Source organism: Novosphingopyxis baekryungensis DSM 16222 (assembly GCF_000420305.1).
GTDB lineage: Bacteria > Pseudomonadota > Alphaproteobacteria > Sphingomonadales > Sphingomonadaceae > Novosphingopyxis > Novosphingopyxis baekryungensis.
In genome coordinates, this window is record NZ_ATUR01000004.1 from 150,938 (window position 1) to 176,334 (window position 25,397).

22 protein-coding genes and 1 tRNA gene are annotated in these 25,397 nt (G+C 64.2%); 15 read left to right on the forward strand and 8 right to left on the reverse strand.

Going from position 1 to position 25,397, the window contains the following annotated elements; genetic code table 11:
• Positions 1-31: 31 nt before the first annotated feature.
• Together G410_RS17375 and glmU are read right to left on the reverse strand one after the other, a co-directional pair.
• Positions 32-703, reverse strand: a complete 672-nt coding sequence (locus G410_RS17375; protein ID WP_022673057.1) for a hypothetical protein — start codon at positions 701-703, stop codon at positions 32-34.
• A complete protein-coding gene (gene glmU, locus G410_RS0107615; protein ID WP_022673058.1) occupies positions 704-2,050 on the reverse strand; it encodes a bifunctional UDP-N-acetylglucosamine diphosphorylase/glucosamine-1-phosphate N-acetyltransferase GlmU in 1,347 nt (448 codons plus the stop codon).
• A gap of 73 nt (positions 2,051-2,123) precedes the next feature.
• On the opposite strand from glmU, the gene G410_RS0107620 reads away from it, so the two are divergent.
• The 3 genes from G410_RS0107620 to G410_RS16035 all read left to right on the forward strand — a co-directional run bounded on the left by G410_RS0107620 (position 2,124) and on the right by G410_RS16035 (position 5,261).
• A complete protein-coding gene (locus G410_RS0107620) occupies positions 2,124-2,831 on the forward strand; it encodes an HAD hydrolase-like protein (protein WP_022673059.1) in 708 nt (235 codons plus the stop codon).
• Positions 2,828-3,580 carry an enoyl-CoA hydratase/isomerase family protein gene (locus G410_RS0107625; RefSeq protein ID WP_022673060.1) on the forward strand — a complete coding sequence of 251 codons (753 nt, stop codon included), beginning with the start codon at positions 2,828-2,830 and terminating at the stop codon, positions 3,578-3,580. Before G410_RS0107620 ends, G410_RS0107625 begins: the two co-directional genes overlap by 4 nt.
• Before the next feature lie 76 nt (positions 3,581-3,656).
• Positions 3,657-5,261 (forward strand): hypothetical protein, encoded by a 1,605-nt coding sequence (locus tag G410_RS16035; protein ID WP_022673061.1) that lies wholly within the window; start codon positions 3,657-3,659, stop codon positions 5,259-5,261.
• Positions 5,262-5,289: 28 nt separating this feature from the next.
• Here the strand turns inward: G410_RS16035 and G410_RS0107635 are convergent, their stop codons facing one another.
• From G410_RS0107635 to G410_RS0107650, 4 genes are all read right to left on the reverse strand, one after another.
• Positions 5,290-6,351: a nucleotidyltransferase domain-containing protein gene (locus G410_RS0107635; protein WP_022673062.1), complete on the reverse strand. Its 1,062-nt coding sequence runs from the start codon at positions 6,349-6,351 to the stop codon at positions 5,290-5,292.
• Positions 6,348-7,205, reverse strand: a complete 858-nt coding sequence (locus G410_RS0107640; RefSeq protein ID WP_022673063.1) for an HprK-related kinase A — start codon at positions 7,203-7,205, stop codon at positions 6,348-6,350. The genes G410_RS0107635 and G410_RS0107640 overlap by 4 nt, the downstream gene beginning before the upstream one ends.
• A complete protein-coding gene (locus G410_RS16040; RefSeq protein ID WP_022673064.1) occupies positions 7,202-7,519 on the reverse strand; it encodes an HPr-rel-A system PqqD family peptide chaperone in 318 nt (105 codons plus the stop codon). The genes G410_RS0107640 and G410_RS16040 overlap by 4 nt, the downstream gene beginning before the upstream one ends.
• 63 nt (positions 7,520-7,582) lie before the next feature.
• Positions 7,583-7,921, reverse strand: coding sequence for a hypothetical protein (locus G410_RS0107650; protein WP_211215007.1), 339 nt, complete (start codon positions 7,919-7,921; stop codon positions 7,583-7,585).
• 258 nt (positions 7,922-8,179) lie between these two features.
• Here G410_RS0107650 and G410_RS16045 point away from each other — a divergent pair, with 258 nt between their 5' ends.
• The 8 genes from G410_RS16045 (at position 8,180) to G410_RS16055 (ending at position 17,580) form a co-directional block, all read left to right on the forward strand.
• Positions 8,180-9,439: an ATP-binding protein gene (locus G410_RS16045; RefSeq protein ID WP_033317503.1), complete on the forward strand. Its 1,260-nt coding sequence runs from the start codon at positions 8,180-8,182 to the stop codon at positions 9,437-9,439.
• Positions 9,440-9,646: 207 nt separating this feature from the next.
• A complete protein-coding gene (locus tag G410_RS16050; RefSeq protein WP_022673067.1) occupies positions 9,647-10,696 on the forward strand; it encodes a substrate-binding domain-containing protein in 1,050 nt (349 codons plus the stop codon).
• 116 nt (positions 10,697-10,812) lie between these two features.
• The gene (gene pstC / locus G410_RS0107665; protein ID WP_022673068.1) at positions 10,813-12,189 is read left to right on the forward strand and encodes a phosphate ABC transporter permease subunit PstC; all 1,377 of its coding nucleotides are present in this window, start codon (positions 10,813-10,815) and stop codon (positions 12,187-12,189) included.
• Positions 12,186-13,472 carry a phosphate ABC transporter permease PstA gene (gene pstA / locus G410_RS0107670; RefSeq protein ID WP_022673069.1) on the forward strand — a complete coding sequence of 429 codons (1,287 nt, stop codon included), beginning with the start codon at positions 12,186-12,188 and terminating at the stop codon, positions 13,470-13,472. Before pstC ends, pstA begins: the two co-directional genes overlap by 4 nt.
• Positions 13,473-13,530: 58 nt before the next feature.
• Complete coding sequence (gene pstB / locus G410_RS0107675) at positions 13,531-14,334, forward strand: phosphate ABC transporter ATP-binding protein PstB (protein ID WP_033317504.1); 804 nt, start codon at positions 13,531-13,533, stop codon at positions 14,332-14,334.
• A gap of 24 nt (positions 14,335-14,358) precedes the next feature.
• Positions 14,359-15,033, forward strand: a complete 675-nt coding sequence (phoU, locus tag G410_RS0107680) for a phosphate signaling complex protein PhoU (protein WP_022673071.1) — start codon at positions 14,359-14,361, stop codon at positions 15,031-15,033.
• Positions 15,034-15,046: 13 nt separating this feature from the next.
• Entirely contained in the window at positions 15,047-15,742 is a 696-nt protein-coding gene (gene phoB / locus G410_RS0107685; protein ID WP_022673072.1) for a phosphate regulon transcriptional regulator PhoB, read from the forward strand.
• 188 nt (positions 15,743-15,930) lie between these two features.
• Positions 15,931-17,580: a sulfatase-like hydrolase/transferase gene (locus G410_RS16055; RefSeq protein ID WP_022673073.1), complete on the forward strand. Its 1,650-nt coding sequence runs from the start codon at positions 15,931-15,933 to the stop codon at positions 17,578-17,580.
• A gap of 45 nt (positions 17,581-17,625) precedes the next feature.
• Here G410_RS16055 and G410_RS16060 read toward each other — a convergent pair whose 3' ends face one another.
• Positions 17,626-18,465, reverse strand: coding sequence for a glutaminyl-peptide cyclotransferase (locus G410_RS16060; RefSeq protein ID WP_022673074.1), 840 nt, complete (start codon positions 18,463-18,465; stop codon positions 17,626-17,628).
• A 102-nt stretch (positions 18,466-18,567) separates the two neighbouring features.
• Positions 18,568-19,983, reverse strand: coding sequence for an OprO/OprP family phosphate-selective porin (locus tag G410_RS0107705; protein ID WP_022673076.1), 1,416 nt, complete (start codon positions 19,981-19,983; stop codon positions 18,568-18,570).
• Between the two features lie 287 nt (positions 19,984-20,270).
• On the opposite strand from G410_RS0107705, the gene G410_RS0107710 reads away from it, so the two are divergent.
• From G410_RS0107710 to G410_RS0107725, 4 genes are all read left to right on the forward strand, one after another.
• On the forward strand, positions 20,271-21,875 hold the full coding sequence (locus G410_RS0107710; RefSeq protein WP_022673077.1) for a carboxyl transferase domain-containing protein: 1,605 nt from the start codon (positions 20,271-20,273) through the stop codon (positions 21,873-21,875).
• Between the two features lie 60 nt (positions 21,876-21,935).
• Positions 21,936-23,771, forward strand: a complete 1,836-nt coding sequence (locus tag G410_RS0107715; RefSeq protein ID WP_022673078.1) for an acetyl/propionyl/methylcrotonyl-CoA carboxylase subunit alpha — start codon at positions 21,936-21,938, stop codon at positions 23,769-23,771.
• A 138-nt stretch (positions 23,772-23,909) separates the two neighbouring features.
• Positions 23,910-23,995: transfer RNA gene (locus G410_RS0107720), tRNA-Tyr, on the forward strand.
• A gap of 139 nt (positions 23,996-24,134) precedes the next feature.
• Positions 24,135-25,364, forward strand: coding sequence for an MFS transporter (locus G410_RS0107725; RefSeq protein ID WP_022673079.1), 1,230 nt, complete (start codon positions 24,135-24,137; stop codon positions 25,362-25,364).
• The last annotated feature ends 33 nt before the right edge of the window (positions 25,365-25,397 follow it).

Here is a 25,397-nt window from a genome sequence, read left to right on the forward strand (position 1 = left end):
ATCATGATATCAAGTCAAGCAGGGCGGGAGATCATTCATGCATTATGATGTCTGCGCCCTCATCCTTTTGCGCGTATTTTTCGGCCTTTTCATAATCGATCGACATCAGGCCGGCGGGCCTACATTGATGGGCGGCGATCGTCTTGTCGCCGCGCATGGCGAAGATGCCGTCGTTGAATTCCGGCTTGTTGCCGCCTTCGCCAAAACCGGTGCGGATGACATTGCTGTAGACCACATAGGTCGTATCGCCGCGTTCGAACATCAGCTGCGCCTCGCCGCCGCCGGAATAGGGCACCGAGACGAAGCGGATCGCGCCGCCCTGCCGCGATTTGGGATAGACCAGCTCGCTCTCCTCGCCCTGCATGCCATAGCGATATTGCGCGAACCGCGATCCGCCGATCTGCGCAGCCGCGCAGACGGAGGCGATCTTGCCGTTTTCCAGCGAGCAGGAAAACAGGACTTTTTCTCCCGGAGCGCAAAGATTGTCGAGACCCGGCTTTGTCTTGACCACGGATGCAGGCGCCATGGCCATGGTCGCCATGCTGCCCCGTGAGGTCGCCTTGGCCTCCGGCGTACCTGGCGTGGCACGGGCCGCCGGTGCATCGATCGGATCGCCGCTATCGGAGGGCTCCGGCGTGCAGGCGAGCATACCGATCGCCAGCAGCGCTGCGGCCGAAAATCCGGCTATGCGTGTCGACCGCATTCAGCCTTCCTTTTTCTTGCGCATGCTGCTGTTGAACCGGTCCGCCCAGCCGGGCTTGACCAGCTGCTCTCCGCGCACGAGCCGCAGATCGCCATCACCCACATCGCGGCTGACCGCGCTGCCCGCCGCCACGATCGCGCCACGCCCGATCCGCACCGGCGCGATCAGCGCGCTGTTCGATCCAATGAACGCACCGTCGCCGATCTCGGTCTTGTGCTTGAACCAGCCATCATAGTTGCAGGTGATGGTGCCTGCCCCGATATTCGCGCCCGCGCCGACCGTGGCATCGCCCAGATAGGTGAGGTGGTTCGCCTTGGCCCCCTTGCCCAGCACGGTCTTCTTCATCTCCACGAAATTGCCGACCTTGGCGCCTTCTTCCATGATCGAGCCGGGCCGCAACCGGGCATAGGGACCAACCGAACAGCCGCCCTTCACATGCGCGCCTTCCAGATGGCTGAACGCATGGATCACCGCGCCGTCCTCTATCGTCACGCCCGGCCCGAACACGACATTCGGCTCCACCGTCACGTCCCGGCCCAGCACGGTATCATGCGCGAAGAACACCGTTTCCGGCGCGATCAGCGTGGCACCATCGGCCATCGCCTGGGCGCGGCGCAGCTGCTGCCAGTCCGCCTCCACCCGCGCCAGTTCCGCGCGGCTGTTGACGCCCGCCACTTCGCCCGCGCCGGTCTCGATCACGGCGCTTTTCTGCCCCGGCAGCATCACGATATCGGGCAGATAATATTCGCCCGCCGCATTATCGTTGCCGATCTGGTCGAGCAGCACGAACAGGTCCGTCGCGCGCGCCGCCATCAGGCCGCTATTGCACAAGGTAACAGCGCGCTCGGCCTCGCTCGCGTCCTTATACTCCACCATTTTCTCGATCGTGCCGGTGCCGTCCGCCACGATCCGCCCATAGGCCGCCGGATCATCGGGCCGGAAACCCAGCACCACGCAGCGCGGATCGTCCCCGAAACGCAGGCGGTCGACCATCGCCTGCATGGTTTCGGCGCTCACCAGCGGCACGTCGCCGTAGAGGATCAGCACATCGCCGGAAAAGCCCTTGAGCGCGTCATGCGCCTGGCGCACGGCATGGCCAGTGCCCAGCTGCTCGGTCTGCTCGGCAATAACAATGTCGCGGTCCGCCAGGCTGGCGGCAACCTGCTCCTTGCGCGCGCCGACCACCACGACGGTGCGCTCCACACCAAGCGCGCCCAGCGTGTCGGCCAGATGATGCAGCATCGGCTTGCCCGCAATGGGGTGCAGAACCTTGTGCAGATCGGACTTCATGCGCGTGCCGGACCCGGCGGCAAGCACGATGGCGGCGAGCGGACGATCGGTGTTCAATGGCTGTCTCCTTGCGGCAGTGCTGTTGCATGGCACACTTGCATAATCCAGTGGCTTGCGGCCATGTCCGCCCATGACAGATTTTCCTTACGCCATCATGGGTTTTGATCTGGACGGCACGCTGCTCGATACCAGTGACGAGCTGACCGCATCGGTCAACCACACGCTCGGCCTGATGGGCCGCGAGACGCTGACGCGCGATCAGGTAAAGCCGATGGTCGGCCTGGGCGCCAAACATATGCTGAAGGTGGGGATAGAGCGGACCGGCAGCGACGGCGATGATCGGGATGCGCTGCTGAAGGAATATCTGCCCAGATTGCTGGAGCATTATGGCGCCAATCTTGGCAGCGGATCCCATCCCTATCCGGGCCTGATCGACGCGATGGACGCGCTGCAGGAACGCGGCGTGACGCTGGCCGTGGTCACCAACAAGTTCGAAAATTTCGCCGAGACGCTGCTGACAGCCGTCGGGCTGCGGGATCGCTTCGCCTGCGTGATCGGCGGGGACACCATGGGCAAGGGCAAGTCCAAGCCGCACCGTGCACCGATCGACGAGATGGTCCGGCGCTGTGGCGGCACGGTGAACGAGACCCCGGCGGCGTTCATCGGCGATTCGATTTACGATATCATGGCCGCGCATAATGGCGGCCTGCCCGCCATCGCCGTCAGCTTCGGCTTCCTGCACCAGCCGGTCGAGGAACTGGGCGCGGACGCGATCATCGATCATTATGACGCGCTGATCCCGACGCTGGAGAAGATCGCGAAGGCGTCCACCAGGTGACCATCTCGCGCAGCAACGATGACGGCATCGGCACCATCCTGATGGACCGGCCACGGCGCAAGAACGCGCTGCAGCTGGAAGACTGGGAGGCCTTGGCCAGCGCGATTGCCGATGCAGACGCCGATGACGATGTGCGCGCCATCATCCTGACGAGCGCCCAGCCCGGCCTGTTCTGCGCCGGCGCGGACATTGCGGACATCGCCGCGCATCATGAGGACGCCGAATGGCGCGCGCGCAAATATGAAGCGGTGCAGGCCTGCAACCGCGGGCTATGGTCCAGCGACAAGCCGGTGATCGCCGCCATCGATGGCGATTGCATCGGCGGCGGCTGCGGGCTGGCACTGGCCTGCGACATCCGCATCGCCGCCCCCCACGCGCGCTTCGGCGTGACGCCGGCCAAGCTCGGCATCGCCTATGCCCGCTTCGACACTGCCCTGCTGGTGGCGGCCGTCGGCATTGCGCAGGCGCGTCGCCTGTTGATCACGGCCGACCTTATCGACGCTCCGGAAGCTCTGCGCATAGGCCTGATCGACGAAATTTCCGACGATCCACGGTCTCTCGCCAACATCAGGGCGCAAGCTCTGCAAAGCCTTTCGCAGCACAGTATTGCAGTCTCAAAGAAACATTTGCGCGCTATCATGCAAGGCACGGTGCTGGAAGACGCGGAAAGCCGGTCGCTTTTTATCGAAAGCTATACGCGGGAAGGGTTCAGGGAGCGGCTCGACAGCTTTGTGCGCCGCAAGGGATAGGACTTTCGTTACACGGTTCATTTTTGCAGAAGCTGAAATATTGTCGAACGCTGGTCGACGCTCTGGGGGGAGTATCATGCGCATTCTATTCTTTTTCGCGATCCTGGTCCTGGCTGTCGGCCTGCCAGGGAGCGCTCAGGCCAGATGGCTGGAAGCGTCGAGCGACCATTTCGTGGTCTATGCCGATGATAGCGAAAAGGATTTGCGCGCCTTCACGCAGCAACTCGAACGCTATGATGCGGCGATGGGGTTTCTATTCAACGACCGGGCAGCCAAACCGAGTCCATCCAACCGCGTCACGATCTATGTCGTAAAAAACGAACGCGACGTGCGAAAGCTGCTGGGGAATGGAGCAAAAAACGTTGCGGGTTTCTACGTGCCACGGGCCGGCGCTTCGGTCGCATTCGTGCCCAAGATCGACGTGCAGTCGCGCGAAACCGACAGATCCATGCTTATTCTGCTGCATGAATATGCCCATCATTTCCTGATTTCGAACAGCAGTTTTCCCATGCCGGCCTGGATGTCTGAGGGGGCGGCGGAGTTCTATGCTTCGGCCAGTTTCAATAAGGATGGCGGTGTCAGCCTGGGCCGTCCGGCGCAGCACCGCGCCTATGAATTGTACAATGATGGCGGCCTGACCGTCGAGCAGATCCTATCCACGCCGCGCAATGATCGAAGCCGCAGTTTCAGTGCTTTTTATGGCAAAAGCTGGCTCCTCTATCATTACCTGATGCTGTCAGGGGACCGAACTGGCCAAATTCGCAAATATGGCCAGGCTCTGCAAAACGGCCTGCCCTTGCGCGACGCTGCCGTGGAAGCCTTTGGCGACCTCGATCAGTTGGAGAAGGACGTCGGCAAATATCTGTCGCGACGGCGAATGAATGTCATTCAATTATCAGGCGAAAAAATCGACATCGGGCCGGTGCAGATACGCACCCTGGGCAACGGCGAAGCCGATATGATGCCCGTGCGCATCACCTCCAAAAGTGGCGTGACGCGCGAACAGGCGCTCGAACTGCTTAGCGACGCACGCGAGATAGCCGCAGACTATCCCGGCGATGCCGCCGTGCTGGCGGCGCTGGCGGAAGCGGAATTCGATGCCGGTTTTGACGACCGGGCCATTGCAGCTGCCGATGGCGCCCTGGCGATCGATCCGAAGCGGGTGAATGCCTATGTGCAAAAAGGCTATGCCATGTTCAGGAAAGCCGAAAATGCGGACGACAGGGAAGCCGCCTTCGCCGAAGCCGTAAAGCCCTTCGTCGCGCTGAATAAAATCGAAAACGACCATCCGCTTCCGCTCATCTATTTCTACAGAAGTTATATGGAACGTGGCGCCAAGCCCAGTGAATTGGCGGTGCGCGGCCTGGATTGGGCATCGCAGCTTGCACGTTTCGATCTGGGCTTGCGGTTCATGCTGGCCCGGCAGGATTTGCTGGACCGCGATTTCGCACGCGCACGCGCGAACCTGATCCCGGTGGCCTATAATCCCCATGGCGGCGCGCTGGCGTCGCAGGCGCGTGCCGTGCTGGACGCGCTGGAAAAGATCGGAGACCCGGAACAACTGGCCAGAATGATGGCGGCCAGTCCCGAGACAGACATGCAAACCGGCGGCGACCGTGAAGGGGAGAACGGGGAAGAGGATGGCGAAACCGGGGACGCGCTTTCCAGCACACCCCGTTAGTCCCGCAGGGACCGCCGATCGCCGCAGCTCAACTCCTGCGCCATTTGGTCCACAGATGGCGCGCCAGCATGGCAGGCGGCATGCGCATGGCATGCCCGCGGATGGTGAAGGCCAGGCGCAGTAACGGTCTGGTTTGCCGCCCCCAGCCGTCGCGGGCCATCAGGCGGGCCTCGAACAGATTGTCCATCCGGCTGTTATGACCGCGCAGCTTTTCGTCCACCGGGGTGCCGTAGATCCGCTCGGACAGGCGCAGCGCGCGGCGGACATGGGAAAGCAACTGATGGCGGCGCGCGCGCACGGCCAGCGCGTCCCAGAAATTGGCCGATCCGGCAAATTCGCGCAGCATCCGGTCGATATCCCACAGATTGCGCAGGCCGCCCTCCATCTCGCCATCGGCAAACAGATGCGCGATCGCATGGCAGACCATGTCTGCGGGCGACAGGACATGGAGCCCGTGCCAGCTGCTGAACTTGGCCAGCCGTACGCCTTTCTGCTGCGCATCGGGCTGCAGCGCGATGGCCGATGCCAGCATGGCGGCGGGATCCGGGCTGGGCCGCGCCGTGCGGGGAAGGATGGTGTGATGCACGTCGATCATCCGATCCCGCTCACGGTGGATCAGCGGCGGCAGCTCATGCATCCAGCGGCGATAATATTGATCGTCATAGGCGTCTTCCTTCACCCATTCCCATCCGGCCGCGAGCAGCGCCTTCTCCACCTCATCCAGATCCTTTTCGGCGACAAGGATGTCCAGATCACCAATCGAGCGGCCAGCCCCGGCATCCATGTTCGCCGCAACATAGGCGGTGCCTTTCAGCAGAACCGCCTTGCCATGATAGTCTTTCAGCGCGCGGCGGCAGCAATCGGCTTCCCACAAAGCCGCGCGCCGCTCCTGTTCGGAAGAGCGCCGCGCGTCGGCCAGCACGGCCTCCACCTCGACGGGCAGACCGCGCCCTTCCAGCCGCACGGCCAGCGCACCGATCAGCCGTTCCGCCCGCGCCACCGCGATCAGCGCATTCCATTGGCGCGCCCCGAAACTGCCGGCCAGGCGGGGGTCCCGCAAGGTCGCGGCGAGACGGCGAATGGGGGTCATGGAAACTGCGCCCAGAGCTGGTCGATTAGCTCCAGCCCCTCTTCCCCGCGCCGATAGTCGATGGCCCGTGCAGGCACCGTTTCGCAAAAGCGCGTGAGCGCGGCAAAACCGGCTTCGCCAAGCGCGACATAATTGGTCGAGGCCTGGGTGAGCCGCATGAACAGCTCGCTTGGGGGGACGGTGCGGATGGCGCGCGCTTCGCCGAAACGCGGAAACAGGATCAGCCTGGGCAGGGCCGCCTCGTCCATCCGCTGGATCGCATCGTGCGACGGCACGAGGTGGCGGATATCGCCCTTCGGCGTGCCACGCAGACGTGGCCCGAGCCGCTGATGGCCGACCCGCTGTTCCAGCGCTTCGATACCCTCATTTTTCAGGCTGACCAGCCGGGGAAAGGGATGCACCGCGCCATCCTCCAGCCCCAGCAGGGCAAACTCGTCGCTCAGGAACCGCCAGCCGCTTTCGCCCAGCAGCGCGGCCATGGTGGATTTGCCCGATCCGGACATCCCGGTCATCACCAGCGCGCGGCCATCCTTCTCCGCCGCGCCGGCATGCAGCAGCAGATGCCGCCGCCAGCCCAGCGCCATCTGCAGGTTCATGCCCATTTCCGCCGCCAGCAGCCCTTGCACAAGCGGCAGCGGCGCAGCGTCCGGCAACATGTAATCGCCCGAAATCATGACCGAGGGCCGCAGCCATCGGCGCCACGGACGGGCCGGTTCCAGCCGGACCGTATAGTCGCAATAAGACGGCGTGGGGTACGCCGCGTAAAGGCGCTCGAGCGCCGCGACGGGCGCCCGCCAGGCCGATCCGATGCGAAAGGCCGCCGGACCGACGCGGATGCGCAATTCATGCATCATGGCCCGCCTTCTGCGCCGTCCGCCTGCCCGGGGCTTACCCGTTCGGCCAAACCAAGCGCCGCCAGCTCTTCCAGCCGCGCGCCGATGATCGCCGCCGCATCGGTCTGCGGCAGCTCGTAATCCTCCGCCAGACGCGCGGCGATGGCGGGCGCATCCATCGCCCTGTCCTGCATGACCGAGAGGATCTGGGGCACCGGTTCCATCACGATATGGGTCTGCCCGGACCGGCGATGATAGACCAGCGTCACCGCGTCGAGCGGATGCCAGACGAGCTCGCTTTCGGGCACACGGATATAGAGTGGATCATGGGGCATGATCTGCCCCTTGTCCGCACGCAGGGCGCAGGGCGCAAGCCCGAAAAGGGCCGGAATGCGCGATCAGCGCGGCATTTGCAGCGATGCGTAGCAGGTAAAGCCGCTCTGGCCGGCCTGCAGCCTGCGGATATAGTTCAGATAGGCCTGGTTCTGCTCATAGCTTGCGCCGGGCAAGGCGCCGCCCTTCATCGCACGCTTGACCTCTTCGCCGGTAAAAGGCCGCCCCGGCGGCGCAAAGGAACCCGGCGTATCGGCGGGCACCAGGCGGCCGTCGCCCGCAATATATTGTCCGGCATGGCTGCGGTCCGGCACGGGAATTTCGCAGTTGAGAACCGATCCGGCGGCCTGCGCAATGGCCGGGCGCACGCTGACGATGGTGGAGGCGGCAAAGGCACCCAGCATCAGGGCGCGGCGGCGATCGACCACGCCTGCGGTCTTTTTCGCTGCGTTATCTCCGTCCGCATCCGCCTGTTCATGCTCAGGACCGTCACTCACCGCTATCGTCTCCCAGAAAAACGAGAAGCCATTGCATAGCGAGCGATGCAGATGAAAGCGAGGGTGCACGGCGCATGCCCTTGCCGGTCGTCCGATGCCGGGACGGTCGGCGATGGTGAAAATCGCAATTTGTGGCGCTCCGGCAAGCTGCTATGGCCTCTGCACATGAGCCGCTCTTCCCTCTTTCGTCTCTCCATGGCGGCGCTGCTGCTGTTTATCGGCGCGATGGCGGCGGCCAGTTCCGGCGCCTTGGCCGAGCGCACCGTCATCATGTTCGTGGCCGGGATGGCGGCGATTTTCGTGGCGTCGGATCAAGGCGGCGGCCGGGCCCGTGCGCGCTCCACGCGGCAGGCCCAGCGCCCGCCCATGCGGATCAGCCACCACCTCGATTTTCAGAGATTTATCGATGCCTCGACCGATCCGATCATCGTGGTGGAAGCGGCGCGGGTGACCAACGCCAATGACGCGGCGTTACGGCTCTTCGGGGAAAATGTGGTGGGCGAAAATGTGCGCACCGTGGTGCGGCATGCCGGCGCGGCGGAACGACTGGCCGATGAAGAGGCCTCGCATGAAGGCCGCCCGTTGCGACTGACCGGCATCGGCATGCGCGATCAAAGCTGGGACATGCGCATTCAACGCATCGCGTCCGGCCAGAAGCTGGTGCAGCTGACCGACCGCACGTCCAGCCAGGCGGCGGAAAAGATGCGCGTCGATTTCGTGGCCAATGCCAGCCATGAACTGATGACTCCATTAAGCTCGGTCAAAGGCTTCATCGAGACGTTGAGAGAGCCGGATGCGGGCGAATCCGCACCGGTGCGGGAACGCTTTCTCGCAATCATGGCCGCCGAGACCGACCGGATGCAGGCCCTGGTACGCGATCTGATGTCGCTCAGCCGGATCGAGGCGGAAAAGCATCATCCCGTCGAAACCAGCGTCGATATCAGCGCGATTGCAAAAAGCGTGGCGGGCGAGCTGGCTGCAGGGTCCAATCCGCGCGGCGGCGAGATTGCGCTGGAAGGGGTCGACCAGCCGGTCATGGTGATGGGCGATGTCAGCCAGCTGCGGCAGTTGCTCTACAACATTCTCTTCAACGCCATGAAATATGGCCGCGCCGGCACGCCGATCACGCTGAGCTTGGGGCTGTCGCGATCGGGATCGATGGCGCGGCTGCGTGTGGCCGATCAGGGCGAAGGCATTGCGCCGGAACATATTCCGCGCCTGACCGAGCGTTTCTACCGCGTCGATTCCGGCCGCAGCCGCCAATTGGGCGGCACCGGGCTGGGGCTCTCTTTGGTCAAGCATATCGTCGATCGCCATCGCGGCCATCTGGAAATATCCAGTGAGCTTGGCAAAGGCACGGCCATCACCGTGATGCTGCAGATCGCGCGCGATCGGCTGGCCATGCCGGTGCAGGATATCACCTAGGCCTAGGGCCACCCAATCGGCACCGCCATCGGCACGGCAGCGCGCGCTTTGTAAGAGCATTGGACAAAAATTGTCACGCGACTGTCATGTGACAGTCACCGGGAAGCCATGCCGCATCCCTAAAGCGCGCAGATGATACCGGCCTTTCGAACAGCTGATGCCAATGGCCGGAAATATAACAAACGCTCATTTTTCAAGAGGTTTACGATGTTCAAGCAGGTTGCGGCCCTGTCCGCGGGAATCGCGCTTCTGGCAGGCTGTCAGGATCAGGCCAGCACCTCGGGTGGCGGCACGCGCGATCATATTGCCATCGTTGGCTCCTCGACCGTCTTCCCCTTCGCCAAGGCCGTGTCCGAGCGTTATGCCTCGGGTGCAGCAGGCCGCACCGCACCTGTGCTGGAATCGACCGGCACCGGCGGCGGTATCGAGCAATTCTGCGCCGGCGTCGGCCCGGGCACGCCCGATGTGGCCAATGCCTCGCGCCGCATGAAAGTGAGCGAGCTGGAAACCTGCCAGAAGAACGGCGTGACCGATGTGGCCGAGGTTACCATCGGTATCGATGGCATCGCCATGGCCCAGTCCGTCGAGGGACCGAAGTTCGCGCTCACCGAAGCGCAGATCTATCAGGCGCTGGCGGCCAAGCCCTATGGCATGGAACAGACGGCCAAGACCTGGGCCGATGTCGATGCCTCGCTGCCCAACATTCCGATCGCCGTCTATGGCCCGCCCAGCACGTCCGGCACGCGCGATGCCTTTGAGGAACTGATCCTTCAGAAAGGCTGCGACGCCAATCCGAAGATGGCCGCGCTGAAGGAAAGCGACAAGGACCAGCATGATGCGGTCTGCACCGACATCCGCACCGACGGCGCATATAAGGAGCAGGGCGAGAACGACAATCTGATCGTCCAGAAGCTGGCCAGCAACCCGGACATGCTGGGTGTGTTCGGCTACAGCTATATGGAAGCGAACGCCAACAAGGTGCGCGGCATCCCGATCCAGGGCGTAACGCCCACCTATGATACGATCGCCAGCGGCGAATATCCCGGTGCGCGCCCGCTCTACATCTATGTCAAGAAGGCGCATATCGGCAAGATTCCGGGCCTGAAGGATTATGTGCAGGAATTTGTTTCGGCAGGTGGCAAGGATGGCTATCTTGCGCCGCTCGGCCTGATTGCCCTGCCCGACGATGCGCGGGCAAAGGCGGCTGCCGATGTGGACGCCATGACCTCTATCGACGCGGCTGCGCTGGCCAATTGATCGGGATATGGCAGGGCGTGGCTGGGCCTGCCGTTTCGGCGGCAGGCGGCACGCCGGGGCTAATCCGCAGATGGCGTGGATGCTGACGATGTTTTGGACCGGGAAAGGCTGAGCGAATGGCTGGGGCAGGTCTGTTATTTCTGGTGCTGGGGCTGGGCCTGATCGCATGGATCACGGGCCGGGCGCGGGCGGCTGCGTTCGTCAAGGCGGACCGGACGAACCTCAACAGCCTGCCCAGCTATCATGGCTGGTACATGGCGCTGTTCGCCGTGGTGCCGCCGCTGCTGTTCCTGGCGGTCTGGGGCGCCATCGTTCCGGCGCTGCAAACGGACATGGTGCTGTCTGCGCCCGCTGCGCAGGCGCTGCCGATGGACGGTTTTGCCCGCGCATCGATCCTGTCCGAAGCCCGGGCCATCGCGTCCGGCGCGCAGGACACCGCGTTCCAGCCGATGGCCGAACAGTTCGTGCCGCTCTACCGGGCCGCGATCGCCCATTATAACTGGATTGCCGTGGCCGCGACGGTGCTGCTGCTGTTTGCTGGCGGCACCTACGCCTTTACCCGGTTGAAGCCTGATTTCCGCGCCCGCACCAAGGTGGAACGGGTGGTCATGGGCGCGCTGCTGACGGCCTCGCTCATCGCCATCGTCACCACCATCGGCATCGTCGCCTCGCTGATTTTCGAGACGGTCCGCTTCTTCCAGATGGTCAACCCGATCGAGTTTCTCTTCGGCGCGACCTGGAACCCGCAAAGCACGGTCACGCCGGGTGGGGACAATGGCTTTGGCGCCATTCCGCTGTTCTGGGGAACGGTGTTCATCGGCGCGATCATTGCCATGATCGTGGCCATTCCGCTCGGCCTCATGAGCGCGGTCTATCTGACCCAATATGCCCGTCCCGCCGTGCGCAAATGGATGAAGCCAATTCTGGAGATCCTCGCCGGTGTGCCGACCGTGGTCTATGGCTATTTCGCCGCCCTGACGATTGCCCCTGCCCTGCGCGATTTTGCCGCCGCCGTGGGCATTCCCGGTGCCTCGTCCGAGAGCGCGCTCGCCGCCGGCGTGGTGATGGGGGTGATGATCATTCCCTTCGTTTCTTCCATGGCCGACGATTCGATTGCAGCAGTGCCCAATTCCATGCGGGACGGTTCGCTGGCAATGGGCTCGACCAAGTCTGAAACCATCAAGAAGGTGCTGATCCCGGCCGCGCTGCCCGGTGTGGTCGGCGGCGTGCTGCTGGCCGTCAGCCGCGCCATCGGGGAAACCATGATCGTGGTGATGGCCGCCGGCCTGACCGCCAACATGACCGCCAACCCCTTTGCCAGCGTGACCACGGTGACGGTGCAGATCGTCCAGCTGCTGACCGGCGATCAGGAATTCGACAGCCCCAAGACGCTTGCCGCCTTCGCGCTGGGCCTGGTGCTGTTCATCGTCACGCTGCTGCTGAACCTCGTCGCCCTGCGCGTGGTGAAGCGGTACCGGGAGGCCTATGAATGATTGATACGACGCCCCGCTTCACCGTGGACGGCACGCGCACCGCGCCGACCAACTGGGACAGTCCGGACATGCGCAAGCGCATTGCGCGGCGCTATGCTGCCGAGCGGCGTTTCAAATATCTCGGCATGGGCGCCGTCATCCTGTCGGCGGCGTTCCTCGCCTTTCTGCTCTATGTGATGATCGGCAACGGGCTGAGCGGGTTTCAGCGGACCGAAGTGGCGCTGGACGTGGACTTCCCCGCGCTGACCGGCGGCACCGGCGCCGCCGCGCTGACCGGGCCGAGCGCGGAAAACACCGCGGCATCGCTCGATCTGCCGGGCGTCGTGTCCGTCGCAGTGGAAGCGCAATATGGCGAGACCGAGGTGCCGATCTTTTCCAGCGGTGCCTGGCAGATCGTGCAGAAACGTCTGCTGGAGGATCCGGCGCTGATCGAGGCCAGGCAGACCATGTGGCTGCCCGCCTCGTCCGAACTGGATATCGCGGCCAAGGAAGGCGGTAGCGCGCAGGCCGAGCGGCTGCTTGCCGCCCTGCGCGCCGGCGATGCGGTGCAGACCGGCTTCAACAGCAGCTTCCTGACCGGATCGGATGCGACCGATCCCGCGCAGGCCGGCATCTGGTCCGCCTTCAAGGGATCGCTGATGACCATGCTGGTCACCGTTATCCTTGCCTTCCCGATCGGCGTGCTGGCCGCGCTCTATCTGGAGGAATATGCGCCCAAGAATCGCTGGACCGATCTGATCGAGGTGTCGATCAACAATCTGGCGGCCGTGCCCTCCATTATCTTCGGCCTGCTGGGCCTCGTCGTTTTCCTGAACTGGTTCAACATGCCGCGCTCCGCCGCGATCGTCGGCGGTCTGACGCTGGCTTTGATGACCATGCCGATCATCGTCATCGCCGGGCGCAATGCGATCAAGTCGGTGCCGCCGTCGATCCGCGAGGCGGCGCTCGGTATCGGTGCCTCGCCCATTCAGGTGGTGTTCCACCATGTCCTGCCGCTGGCGCTGCCCGGCATCCTGACCGGCACGATCATCGGCATGGCGCGCGCGCTGGGTGAAACCGCGCCGCTGCTGCTGATCGGCATGCGCGCCTTCATTCCTACCCCGCCCGGTGGCCTGACCGATCCGTCCACCGTGCTGCCCGTCCAGATCTATCTCTGGTCGGACGAGGTCAATCGCGGGTTCGTCGAGAAGACCAGCGCCGCGATTATCGTGCTGCTGCTCTTTCTCCTGTCGATGAACGCGCTGGCCATCTATCTGCGCAACAAATTCGAAACCCGCTGGTGATCCGATGACCGATGATAACAGACGCAATGAGCAGCTTGCCCGCATCGCGCGCAACAATATGGGCGAAGCTGCCGCCGATGTGCCGTCCGAGCCGATAGGGCTGGCCGATCCCAAGATCAGCGCCCGCGGCGTCAATGTGTTCTATGGCGCCAAGCAGGCGATCAAGGACGTCTCGATCGATGTCGGCATGGACAATGTCGTTGCCTTCATCGGCCCTTCGGGCTGCGGCAAATCCACCTTTCTGCGCACGCTCAACCGCATGAACGATACCATCCCCATCGCGCGGGTGGAGGGCGATATCCGCCTGGACGGTGAAGATATCTATTCCCCCAAGATGGACGTGGTGCAGCTGCGCGCACGGGTGGGCATGGTGTTCCAGAAGCCCAACCCCTTCCCCAAATCGATCTACGACAATGTGGCTTATGGCCCGCGCATCCACGGGCTGGCCTCCGGCAAGGCGGAGCTGGACGAGATCGTCGAGCGATCGCTGCAGCGTGCCGGGCTGTGGAACGAGGTCAGCGACCGGCTGAGCGATAGCGGCACGGCGCTCTCCGGCGGGCAGCAGCAGCGTCTGTGCATTGCGCGCGCCATCGCCGTCGATCCCGAAGTGATCCTGATGGATGAGCCCTGTTCCGCGCTCGATCCGATTGCCACGGCGAAGATCGAGGAACTGATTCACGCGCTGCGCGGGCAATATGCTATCGTCATCGTGACGCATAACATGCAGCAGGCCGCCCGCGTCTCGCAACGCACGGCCTTTTTCCACCTCGGCACGCTGGTGGAATATGGCAAGACATCGGAAATCTTCACCAACCCGCGTGAAGAAAAGACCAAGGACTATATCACCGGTCGCTACGGCTAACCTAGCACCGCAGAGGAACAGGATATGAATCAGGCTGGCCATACCGTCAAAGCGTTCGACGATGAAATGTCCGACATCCGCGGCATGATCTCGGACATGGGCGCACGCGCCGAAGCGGCCGTCGAGGCGGCGATGAATGCGCTGCGCGACAATGACGTGGAAAGCGCGCGCGAGATCGTGAAGGGCGACAAGGAAATCGACGCGATCGAGGCGACCGTGGAGCGCCGCGTGGTGCGCACCATCGCGCTGCGCGCCCCGATGGCCGACGATCTGCGCGATCTGGTCGCCGCACTGAAAATGAGCGGCGTGATCGAGCGCATCGGCGACTATGGCAAGAACGTCGCCAAGCGCGTGGGCGCGCTGGAGGGCCATGGCTTTCTGGACAGCAATCCGCAGCTTTTCCGCATGGCCGATATCGCCATCGAGATGGTGCATATGGCGATGGAAGCCTATGCGCGGCGCGATGTCGACATGGCCCGCGCGGTGTGCGTGCGCGACGATGATGTCGACCAGCTACACAAGGAGCTGTTTGTCGATTTCATCGCGCATGTCGCCAAACATCCGACCGACGCAACCGAGATCGCGCATCTGCTGTCGATTTCCAAGAATCTGGAACGCATCGGCGATCACGCCACCAACTGTGCCGAGATGGTCTATTTCTCGCAGACCGGCAGCAATCTCGGCGACGAGTTCGATTGAGGAACCGCGCATTATGAACAAACCCCGCATGCTGCTGGTCGAGGATGACGAATCGCTGGCTGAACTGGTCCGCTGGCATTTCGAGCGGGAGGAGTTTCAGGTGCGGCACACGCCGGATGGCGAGGAAGCCCTGCTGCTGGCGCGCGAACAGACGCCCGATATCGTGCTGCTCGACTGGATGATCGAAAATCTGTCCGGCATCGAGGTGTGCCGCCAGCTGCGCAAGATCGAGACCACCGCCAATGTTCCGATCATCATGCTCACCGCGCGCGGCGAGGAGGATGACCGTATCCGCGGGTTCGAGATCGGCGCGGACGATTATGTCACCAAGCCCTTCAGCCCGCGCGAGCTGGTGGCCCGCGTCAATGCCGTGCTGCGCCGCGTGCGCCCCGCACTGGCCGGCGAGACGCTGAAATTCGCCGATGTCGAGATGGACACGGTGGCCCACAAGGTGAAACGCGACGGCCAGACCATCGCGCTCGGCCCCACCGAATACCGCCTGTTCAAACATTTCCTGGAGCATCCCGGCTGGGTGTTCAGCCGCGAACGTCTGCTCGACAGCGTCTGGGGCCATGACAGCGATATCGAACCGCGCACCGTGGACGTGCATATCCGCCGCCTGCGCAAGGCGCTGAACATAGACGGCAAGCCGGACCTGATCCGCACCGTCCGCTCGGCCGGCTATTCGCTGGATCAGGACGCGGCCTAAGCGCACGCCCGATCGCCCCTCGCTTTTTCTGGCGGCTGAGGAAGACGACCCGATCCTGTCGGGTGGCGGCCTTTAAGTATTTGGGAATGCTACCTGTCTACCGACGCATGTTTCATGAGGCGTTGAAACGGCGTGCCGAGGCGGCGCGCGTTTGCGCGTGGGGACTTGGCGCGTAGAAGGGAGGGGGGATGGCCAGACAGGCGATAGCGCAGATCGGCAAGCCGCTCCTGCTGGCGGCCTATCTGTTGTCGCTCACGCCAACCCTTGTCGAACGGACGCGCGGGATCGAAGATTGGCCGGGCCTCGTCCTCTATGCCCTGCTGTTTGCCGGTACTTCGGTGGCACTGGTGGCGACAGGCTATATCCGCCGCAGCGCAATCCGCCTGCCCCTGGCCGCGCTGCTGGCCATCGCGGCGTGGTTCAGCCTGACCTACACCGGTGCCACCACCCAATTTCTAAGCTATGACGGCTTCATCAACATGGTGCGGTCCGCCGGTTTTGCGCAGGACGCCATCGCCCAGAATGGCCATGCCATCCTATCTTCGCTCCTTGCGCCGGTCCTGTTGTTGTTGGGCCTTGCCCTTCCACCGCCATCGGTGCCGGCGCGCGTGCGCTATGCGCCTATCCTGTCGCTGCCTTTGGCGATGGCGTTGCTGACCGGCATCCTGTTTCTGCGCGGCGGGGAAGGCGCGCGCGGCCTGCCGGACAGCTATGCACCGCTCTCCTATGCCCTGCTGATGGGGTATGAGGCGGTCATGCTGGATACCGGCCCGCGCCAGCCGGTGACGATGCAGCCGCAGCGCCGCACCACCGCGCATATCGTGCTGATCGTGGATGAAAGCGTGACCGGGCGATATCTGGATATCAACAGCGAAACCGGCGTGCCGACGCCGCTGTCGCAAGCCTGGCCAGGGGTGACTATCCGCAACTTCGGCGTTGCCGCAGCGGTGACGACCTGCAGCATCGGCAGCAACGTCACGCTGCGGCATGGCGGCACGCGCGGTGATTACCGGCGGATCAATGCCACGCTGCCGCCGATCTGGGCCTATGCAAAGCGCAGCGGACGCAGGACCGTGTATATCGACGGTCAACGCAATCATGGCCGATTGCAGAACCGTATGACGCAAACGGAAGCCGCCATGATCGATCGCTTCGTGCAGTTCGACGATGTGCCGGTACAGCGCCGCGATATGGCCATCGCCGCGCGGTTGACCGACCTCCTGCGCTCGCGCGAACCGCTGTTCATCATGGTCAACAAGGTTGGTGCCCATTTTCCGGTGCACGACAAATTTCCGGACAGCATGGCAGTCGACAGGCCGATGCTGGCGCGCGGCACCCATCTGGACATAGCCGATACCGGCAATCGAACCGGCTTTGAAGGGCAGCCCGAGGACTGGCGACGCTATCGTAACAGCTACCGCAACACGCTGCGCTGGAATGTCGGCATGTTCTTCGAGCGGCTTCGCAAGCGTGCCGATCTGTCCAACACCATCATGCTGTACACGTCGGACCATGGCCAGAATCTGCATGAGGATGGCGGTGCCGGACTGTCGACGCACTGCAATCCTGATCCGGTGAAGACCGAAGGCGAAGTGCCGCTGGTGATGCTGGCGGGCCATCGCACCGCCAAAGACGCGCCAAGCGCGACACCGTCCGGACCGGCAAGCCATTACCAGGTCTTCCCTACCCTGCTCCACCTGATGGGCTATGCGAAGCGCGACATTGCGCCAGTCTACGGCATGGGGCTGGACAGCGACGCGCCCGACCCCGGCACCTTCAACGCCCGGTTCAACGCACGGCTGAACAGGCAGCCCGTGTGGCGCAGGATCGGCCAGTAGGCAGGCGCACGGTCCACAGCGAAGAAACGATCGGTTTTGCGTGCCTCACTCCATCCCCGGCACCGTCACCTCGAACATGGTCGGCCACAGCTTGCCGGTGATGAACAGCCGCCGCCCCTTGGCGTCCCAGGCTATGCCGTTGAGGACGGCATTCGGCTCGATCGCGCCGATTTCTTCTGCGATCGCGCGGCAATCGATGATCTGGGTGACGATGCCGGTTCTGGCGTCGATGCGCAGGATGAATCCGGTCATCCAGACATTGGCGAGGATGCTGCCGTCCACATATTCCAGCTCGTTCAGCTGCGGGATGGCGCGGCCGTCCGGCATCTGGACGAGCAGCGTGCGGCGCTGCGCGAACGTGTCCGGGTCCATGAAGCGCAGGATGGGCGATCCGTCGGACAGGATCAGCGACTGCCCGTCCCCGGTCAGTCCCCAGCCCTCGCCCGCATAGTGAAATGCGCCCCTGGGCGCGAAATCCTTCAGCGCCCAGCGATGCGCCACGCCTGCCTGCCAGGTGAGGCTGATCAGCGCGTCCTTCCACAGCGCCAGCCCCTCGCCAAATTCCTGCGGCGGGATGGCGGTGCGTTGCAGCACCGCACCGTCTTCCAGACGAACCTTGCGAATTTCGGACTGTGCGCGCTGGCCCGTGCTCTCATACAGCGCGCCGTCATGCCAGAGCAGCCCCTGTGTGAACGCCCGCGGATCATGCGGATAGCGGGCGGCGATGGTGGGCACCACGACAGGCGGCAGCGCGGGCGGCCTCTCTGCGGCCCGCGCCTCGTCCTGCAATGTCCGGGTGGCCGCCTGCGCAGACGCCGTTTGCGCCGCCGCGCAGCCGGGCAGCAACAGGGCCAGCGATAGGGACGCGAACAGATAGGCTTTCATGGCCGCCATCATGCCCGCACGGCGCGGCATGGTAAATCGCGATTGCGACGAACCGCTGAACGGCCTTGTGTGGCCGAACGGCTGGAAAGCGCTGCCAAAAGGCTAGAAAGCGATCTGCGCGCGCGCGCCAATCTCGTCCACCGCATAATCGCGATTGCCATTGGTGCCGGGAAGGATGGCATCGCGGTACACCAGATGGCCATAGGTCATCAGAAAACGGACATAATCCACCGGCGTCCAGATCAACGAAGCTTCATAGCCGTCCTGTGTGCCGCCGATGATCGGCCCGTCGATCAAATCCAGCCGGTCATAACGGATATTGGCCTGGATCGCGCCGATCCCGCCATCGCTTACGGGATCGCTCACCTTGACGCCCCGGAACATGCCGCCCCTGTAGACCCGGCTGTCGTCGGTGAAGAAATAGCCCGCCTCCAGCGAGGCCCCGAAGAAGGTGGGGTCGAAACCGGTCTCGCTATCGACCTGCTGAGAAAAGGTCTCTGCCGCGGCATGGAAGCGCCCGGAGATGGCGGCAGCTTCCAGCCCATAGCCGAACGTGTCCTTCGCGGTCAGCGACGGCGTGCCGATAAAGCGGACATCGGTGGTATGGAGGAGTGGGCGCTGGCGATAGATCACGCGCTGCTCGGTCTCGCCCAGATCGCGATAATGCAGCGATCCGCCGAAATGCAGCTGGGTTGCCCCCAGCTTGGGCGCATAGACCAGCCGGGCGTCTCCACCCACGGCGTTGTTGGCATCGTCGAGCAGATCTTCGGCATTGGCGGTGAACACACCGCCCTGCACCAGCCAGGGACCATCATTATATTGTGCGGAAATACCGACACGGCGGATAAAATCGAACGCATCGGTAAAGGCCGCGCGTTCGATGAAGCTGGTGTCGTTGGAGCTGGAAAGCTCTTCCAGCCCCTGAAAGGGATTATGCTGGCCGACGGTGACGACCAGCGGGCCGTCCTGATAATCCAGGAAGGCATCGATCACCACGACCGAGTCGGCGGAAAAATCCATTTCCAGCTTGTACCCGAACCCGCCCGGCATGGTGCCGTCCACGCCCAGCCGCGCGCGCCGCAGCTCATTGGAAAAACCGAGGCCGGGATCGCTGACGCCGGCGGGCGAACTGACATAGCCGGCGTCCAGCATGACGCGGCCACGCGGCTTGAAGCTCCAGCCATCGCCGGTGCTGATCTGCGGCGCGCCCTTCCAGCCGATCTTGTCGGACGGCGCGGCCACCGGCGTGCTGGCGGCCACGGCCATGGGAGGCGCGGCTGGCGGGGTGGTGCTTGCCGGCGTGCCGGCTGCGGAGGACGGGGCGACGGCGGAAGATGGCGCGCTCAAGGACGAGGCATCGCCCTGACCCACCTTCGCCTCCAGCGCGGCCAGCCGTGCTTTCAGTTCCGCGATCTCCGCGCGCAAGGCCGCATTATCGGCGGCGGACGTCTGCGCCTGCGCCGGCGCGATGGCCATAAGGCCAGCCAGCAGAATGGCGGTTTTCGGGAGGGCTTTCATCGCGCCGATTCACTCCAAACTCGAATCCGGGCCGCGATAGGGGACAAAAGAAATATTGCAAAGAACCGACATTCCCGTGACCTCCTTATGGCACCCGATATCTCGCGGCCCGTGATGGCTGGCCCGTGCGGCAAATGAGACCGGGCAATTGCGCGGGGACGATGAGCGCCGAGAAATTGCCGCACCGGCTTTCCATGCACGCCGCTGCTCGCTAGGCCTGTCGCGGTGACAGGAGAGACCATGCCAGCGACCAGAATACAGCCCGCCCCCACGCAAGTGCCAGCGCCATGAGTGCACCGGTGCTGACCAGCCAGATCGACACCGGCGGCGAGGCTTTTGCCGCCAATGCCGCGCATAACCGTGCGCTGGTGGAAAATTTGCGCGCCGATGTGGCGACCGCTGCGCTGGGCGGGGCCGAGGGCAGTCGGCAGCGTCATGTCGATAGGGGCAAACTACTCCCGCGTGACCGGGTGGAACGGCTGCTTGATGCGGGCTCGCCTTTCCTCGAGATCGGCCAGCTTGCCGCCAATGGTTTGTACGGCAAGGACGATATTCCGGGTGCCGGCGTGATTGCAGGCATCGGCCGCGTCTCTGGCCGCCAGTGCATGATCGTCTGCAACGACGCCACGGTGAAGGGCGGCACCTATTATCCGATGACGGTGAAGAAGCATGTCCGCGCGCAGGAGATCGCACAGGAAAACCGGCTGCCGTGCATCTATCTGGTCGATAGCGGCGGCGCGAACCTGCCGCATCAGGCCGAGGTGTTTCCGGACCGCGACCATTTCGGCCGCATCTTCTTCAACCAGGCGCAGATGAGCAGCCAGGGCATTGCGCAGATCGCCTGCGTGATGGGCAGCTGCACCGCAGGCGGCGCCTATGTGCCGGCCATGGCCGACGAAAGCGTGATCGTGCGCGAGCAGGGCACCATCTTCTTAGGGGGTCCACCGCTGGTGAAAGCGGCGACCGGCGAGGAGATCAGCGCCGAGGATCTGGGCGGCGGCGATCTGCACGGACGCAAGAGCGGCGTGGTCGATCATGTCGCCGAGAGCGACGAGCATGCCCTGACCATCGTGCGCGATATCGTCAGCACCCTGCCGCAGGACCATGTGCCGGACGTCAACCTGGCCGCGCCCCGCCCGCCCCGCTTCGATGCGGAAGAATTGTACGGCATCATCCCGCAGGACGTGCGCCAGCCCTATGATGTGCGCGAGATTATCGCCCGGCTCGTCGACGGCAGCGAGTTTCAGGAGTTCAAGGCGCTCTACGGCGAAACGCTGGTCTGCGGCTTTGCCCATATCCACGGGCTTCCGGTGGCGATCCTGGCCAATAACGGCATCCTGTTCAGCGAGAGTGCGGTCAAGGGCGCGCATTTCATCGAACTGGCCTGCCAGCGGCGCATCCCGCTATTGTTCCTGCAGAATATCAGCGGCTTCATGGTCGGCGGAAAATATGAGGCGGAGGGCATCGCCAAACATGGCGCCAAGCTCGTCACCGCGGTGGCCACGGCCAGCGTGCCCAAGGTCACCGTCCTGATCGGCGGCAGCTTCGGCGCGGGCAATTACGGCATGAGCGGGCGCGCTTATTCGCCGCGCTTCCTGTTCAGCTGGCCCAATAGCCGGATCAGCGTGATGGGCGGCGAACAGGCGGCCAGCGTGCTCGCCACCGTGCACCGCGATGCGGACAACTGGAGCGAAGAAGAGGCCGAAGCCTTCAAGGCGCCGATCCGCGAGAAATATGAGGAAGAGGGCAACCCCTATTACGCCACCGCCCGCGGCTGGGACGATGGCATCATCGATCCCGCGCAGACGAGGGATGTGCTCGGCCTGGCCTTCGGGGCCTGCCTGAATGCGCCGGTGCCGGAGAAGCCGCAGTTCGGTGTTTTCCGGATGTGATGATGCCCCGACGCTCCAGCCATATCTGTGCCCCGGTCAGGGGATCAATCGAGGTCCTTCATGCTTAAATCCCTCCTTATCGCCAATCGCGGCGAAATCGCCTGCCGCGTTATCCGTACTGCACGCGCGCTCGGCATTCGTACCGTCGCGGTCTATTCGGACGCCGACGCCAACGCGTTGCATATGCGCATGGCCGATGAGGCCGTGCATATCGGGCCCTCGCCCGCGAACGAGAGCTATCTGGTCGGTGACAAGATCATCGCTGCGGCCAAAGACAGCGGCGCGGAGGCGATCCATCCCGGCTATGGCTTCCTCAGCGAGAATGCGGACTTCGCGCAGGCGGTGCTGGATGCGGGGCTGATCTGGGTCGGCCCCAAGCCCGCCAGCATCCGCGCCATGGGCCTGAAGGACGCGGCCAAGACACTGATGGACAAGGCCGGGGTGCCGACCACGCCCGGCTATATCGGCGACAATCAGGACCCCGATTATCTTGCCGAGCGCGCCGCCGAGATCGGCTATCCGGTGCTGATCAAGGCGGTTGCGGGCGGCGGCGGCAAGGGCATGCGCAAGGTGGAGGCCGCCGAGGGCTTTGCCGACGGACTGCAATCCGCCCAGCGCGAAGCCAAAGCGGCGTTCGGCAATGATATCGTGCTGATCGAAAAATGGGTCGAAAGCCCGCGCCATATCGAGGTGCAGGTCTTCGGCGATTCCCTCGGCAACGTCGTCCACCTGTTCGAGCGGGACTGCTCGCTCCAGCGCCGCCACCAGAAGGTGATCGAGGAAGCCCCTGCCCCCGGCATGGACGAGGCCACCCGTGCCTCCGTCTGCGACGCAGCCGTGCGCGCCGCCAAGGCGGTGGATTATGAAGGCGCGGGCACGATCGAGTTCATCGCCGACGGCTCCGAGGGTCTGCGCGCCGACCATATTTACTTCATGGAAATGAACACGCGGCTTCAGGTCGAACATCCGGTGACCGAGGAGATCACCGGCGTCGATCTGGTCGAATGGCAATTGCGCGTGGCCAGCGGCGAGCCGATCCCGATGCAGCAGGACGAGCTTGCCATCAACGGCCACGCCATCGAGGCGCGGCTCTATGCCGAGGATCCGGCCAGCGGCTTTCTGCCCAGCACCGGGCGGCTGGAACTGTTCGATCTGCCGGATATGGGCCGGGTTGAAACCGGCGTGGGCGAAGGCGCGGACATATCGCCCTTTTACGATCCCATGATCGCCAAGCTGATCTGCCATGGCGCGAGCCGCGACGAGGCGCTGGCGGGCCTGCGCGAGATGGTGGCCGACAGCGCCGTCTGGCCGGTCAAGAGCAATGCCGGCTTCCTGGTGCGCGCGCTCGATCATCCGGACTTCGTTGCCGCCAATCTGGACACCGGCCTGATCGGCCGTGCGGGCGACGATCTGATGCCGCAGGGCGCCCCGACGGACGAGGAGCTGGGCGAAGAGGCCGATGCGTTGATCCAGGGCGGCCCGATGGCGGGCTTCCGCCTCAATGCGCCGCGCAAGGACAGCGCCTGGTTCCTGCTCGATGGCGATCCGGTGGAACTGCCCGTCGGTACAGGCGTGGAGGAACCCGCCGAGGAACTGCTGATCGCCAGCGAGGGCGAAGTATGGCAGCTCCAACCCTTCCGCGCGGACGGCAGCGGCGCGGCGGCTGCCGGCGACGGCGCGATCCTTGCGCCCATGCCCGGCAAGATCATCGCCGTCAGCGTGGCCGAGGGCGATGCGGTGAAGACGGGCGACAAGCTGGTCACGCTGGAAGCCATGAAGATGGAACACAGCCTCACTGCGCCGTTCGACGGCACGGTGACCGAGCTGAAAGCCAGCCAAGGCGCTCAGGTGCAGAAGGACGCGGCGCTGGTGGTGGTCACGCCAGACGAAAGCTGAGGGTGCGGCAGACACCGGCAAGGCAAAATTTGCAGCGGCGCAGCGCTTGACATCGAACCGCCGCCTCGCCATTGACCCGGCCTTGTCCGCGGCGTGGCCGCTCGCGGACCGCCGCTCCATCGGAGCGGTCGACCCTGGGGACAGGTGGCCGAGTGGTTAAAGGCAGCAGACTGTAAATCTGCCCGGTTTTCCGTACGCTGGTTCGAATCCAGCCCTGTCCACCAGACTTCCCTTGCTTCGATCCACGCCGATATCCCGGCACCGCCTGCCCCTGCCCCTTTGGCGTGCGCCATCGCATCTGTTTTGACGATGCGCATTCGCTGCGCTGGCACATATGGGCGGCCGGGACTATAGGCGCGCTCCATGTTGTCTGCGCTGAACAATGTCCGCACCTTCTTGCTGGCGATCTTCATGATCATGGCCGGCAGTGGTTTCCTGTCCACGCTCATTGCGGTGCGGCTGGAGCTGGGCGGCACGCCGGCCCCGCTGATCGGTCTGGTCGGCACCGCCTATTTTGCAGGCCTGACCGTGGGATCGCTGCGGGTTGGCAAGCTGATCGGCCAGGTCGGGCATATCCGGTCGATCGCCGCCTTCCTGTCCATGTTCTCCGCCAGCAGCCTGTCCTATGCGCTGTGGCAGGATGTCGCCTTCTGGACGGTGCTGCGCTTCGTCGACGGGTTCACCATCGCCGGGATCTTCGTCTGTCTGGAAAGCTGGCTGAACGACCGTACCGACAGCACCACGCGCAGCTCTGCGCTGGCCGCCTATATGGTGGCCTTGTATCTGGGGCAGGCCCTGGGCCAGTTCCTGCTCAATCTGAGCCAGGAAGCGCCCGCGCTGCCGTTCATGTTCTCCGCCATCCTGTTGTCGCTGGCGTTGCTGCCGGTGGCGCTGACCAAGGCGACCCAGCCCGCAATTCAGGACATGAAGCCCCTGTCGATCAAGCGGTTGTACGGCATCTCTCCGCTCGGCGTGGTCGGCACCGCGGCAACCGGCGTCATGCTGGGCGCTTTTTATGCCCTGGGCGCGGTGTTCATTCGCAGGCTGGGCCTCAGCATTTCGGACGTGGCCTTCTTCACCTCCTGCGCGATCGGCGGGGGCGTGCTGCTGCAGTGGCCGCTCGGCATGCTGTCGGACCGGTTCGACCGCCGCCGCGTGCTGGTCAGCAGCTTCATGATGGCCGCGCTGGTCTGCGCTGCGCTGACTGTGCTGAGCGAGATACGGCTGCTGCTGTTCGCGCTCGGCGCGATGTTCGGCGGCCTTGCCTTTGCGCTCTATCCGCTGTGCGTGGCGCACACCAATGATCATATCGAGGCGGGCGACCGCGTGGGGGCCAGCGGCAGTCTGGTCATGCTCTATTCGGCAGGCGCGGTGGCCGGGCCGCTGATCGGATCGCTCGGCATGGCCATCTTCGGTCCGCCCGGCCTGTTCGGCACGATCGGGCTGGCGGCCTTGCTGGCGGCGCTGTTCGGCATGTGGCGGCTCTACGCCGCTCCGCCCGTGCCGAGCGAGGATCAGACGGCCTATCTCGGCATGGCCCGGACGACCGCGCTCGCCATGACGTCGGAAGAGGAGGCCAGCGAGGCGCCCTAGCGCCTGCGCGGGCCATATCGCCCGCCCTGCCCA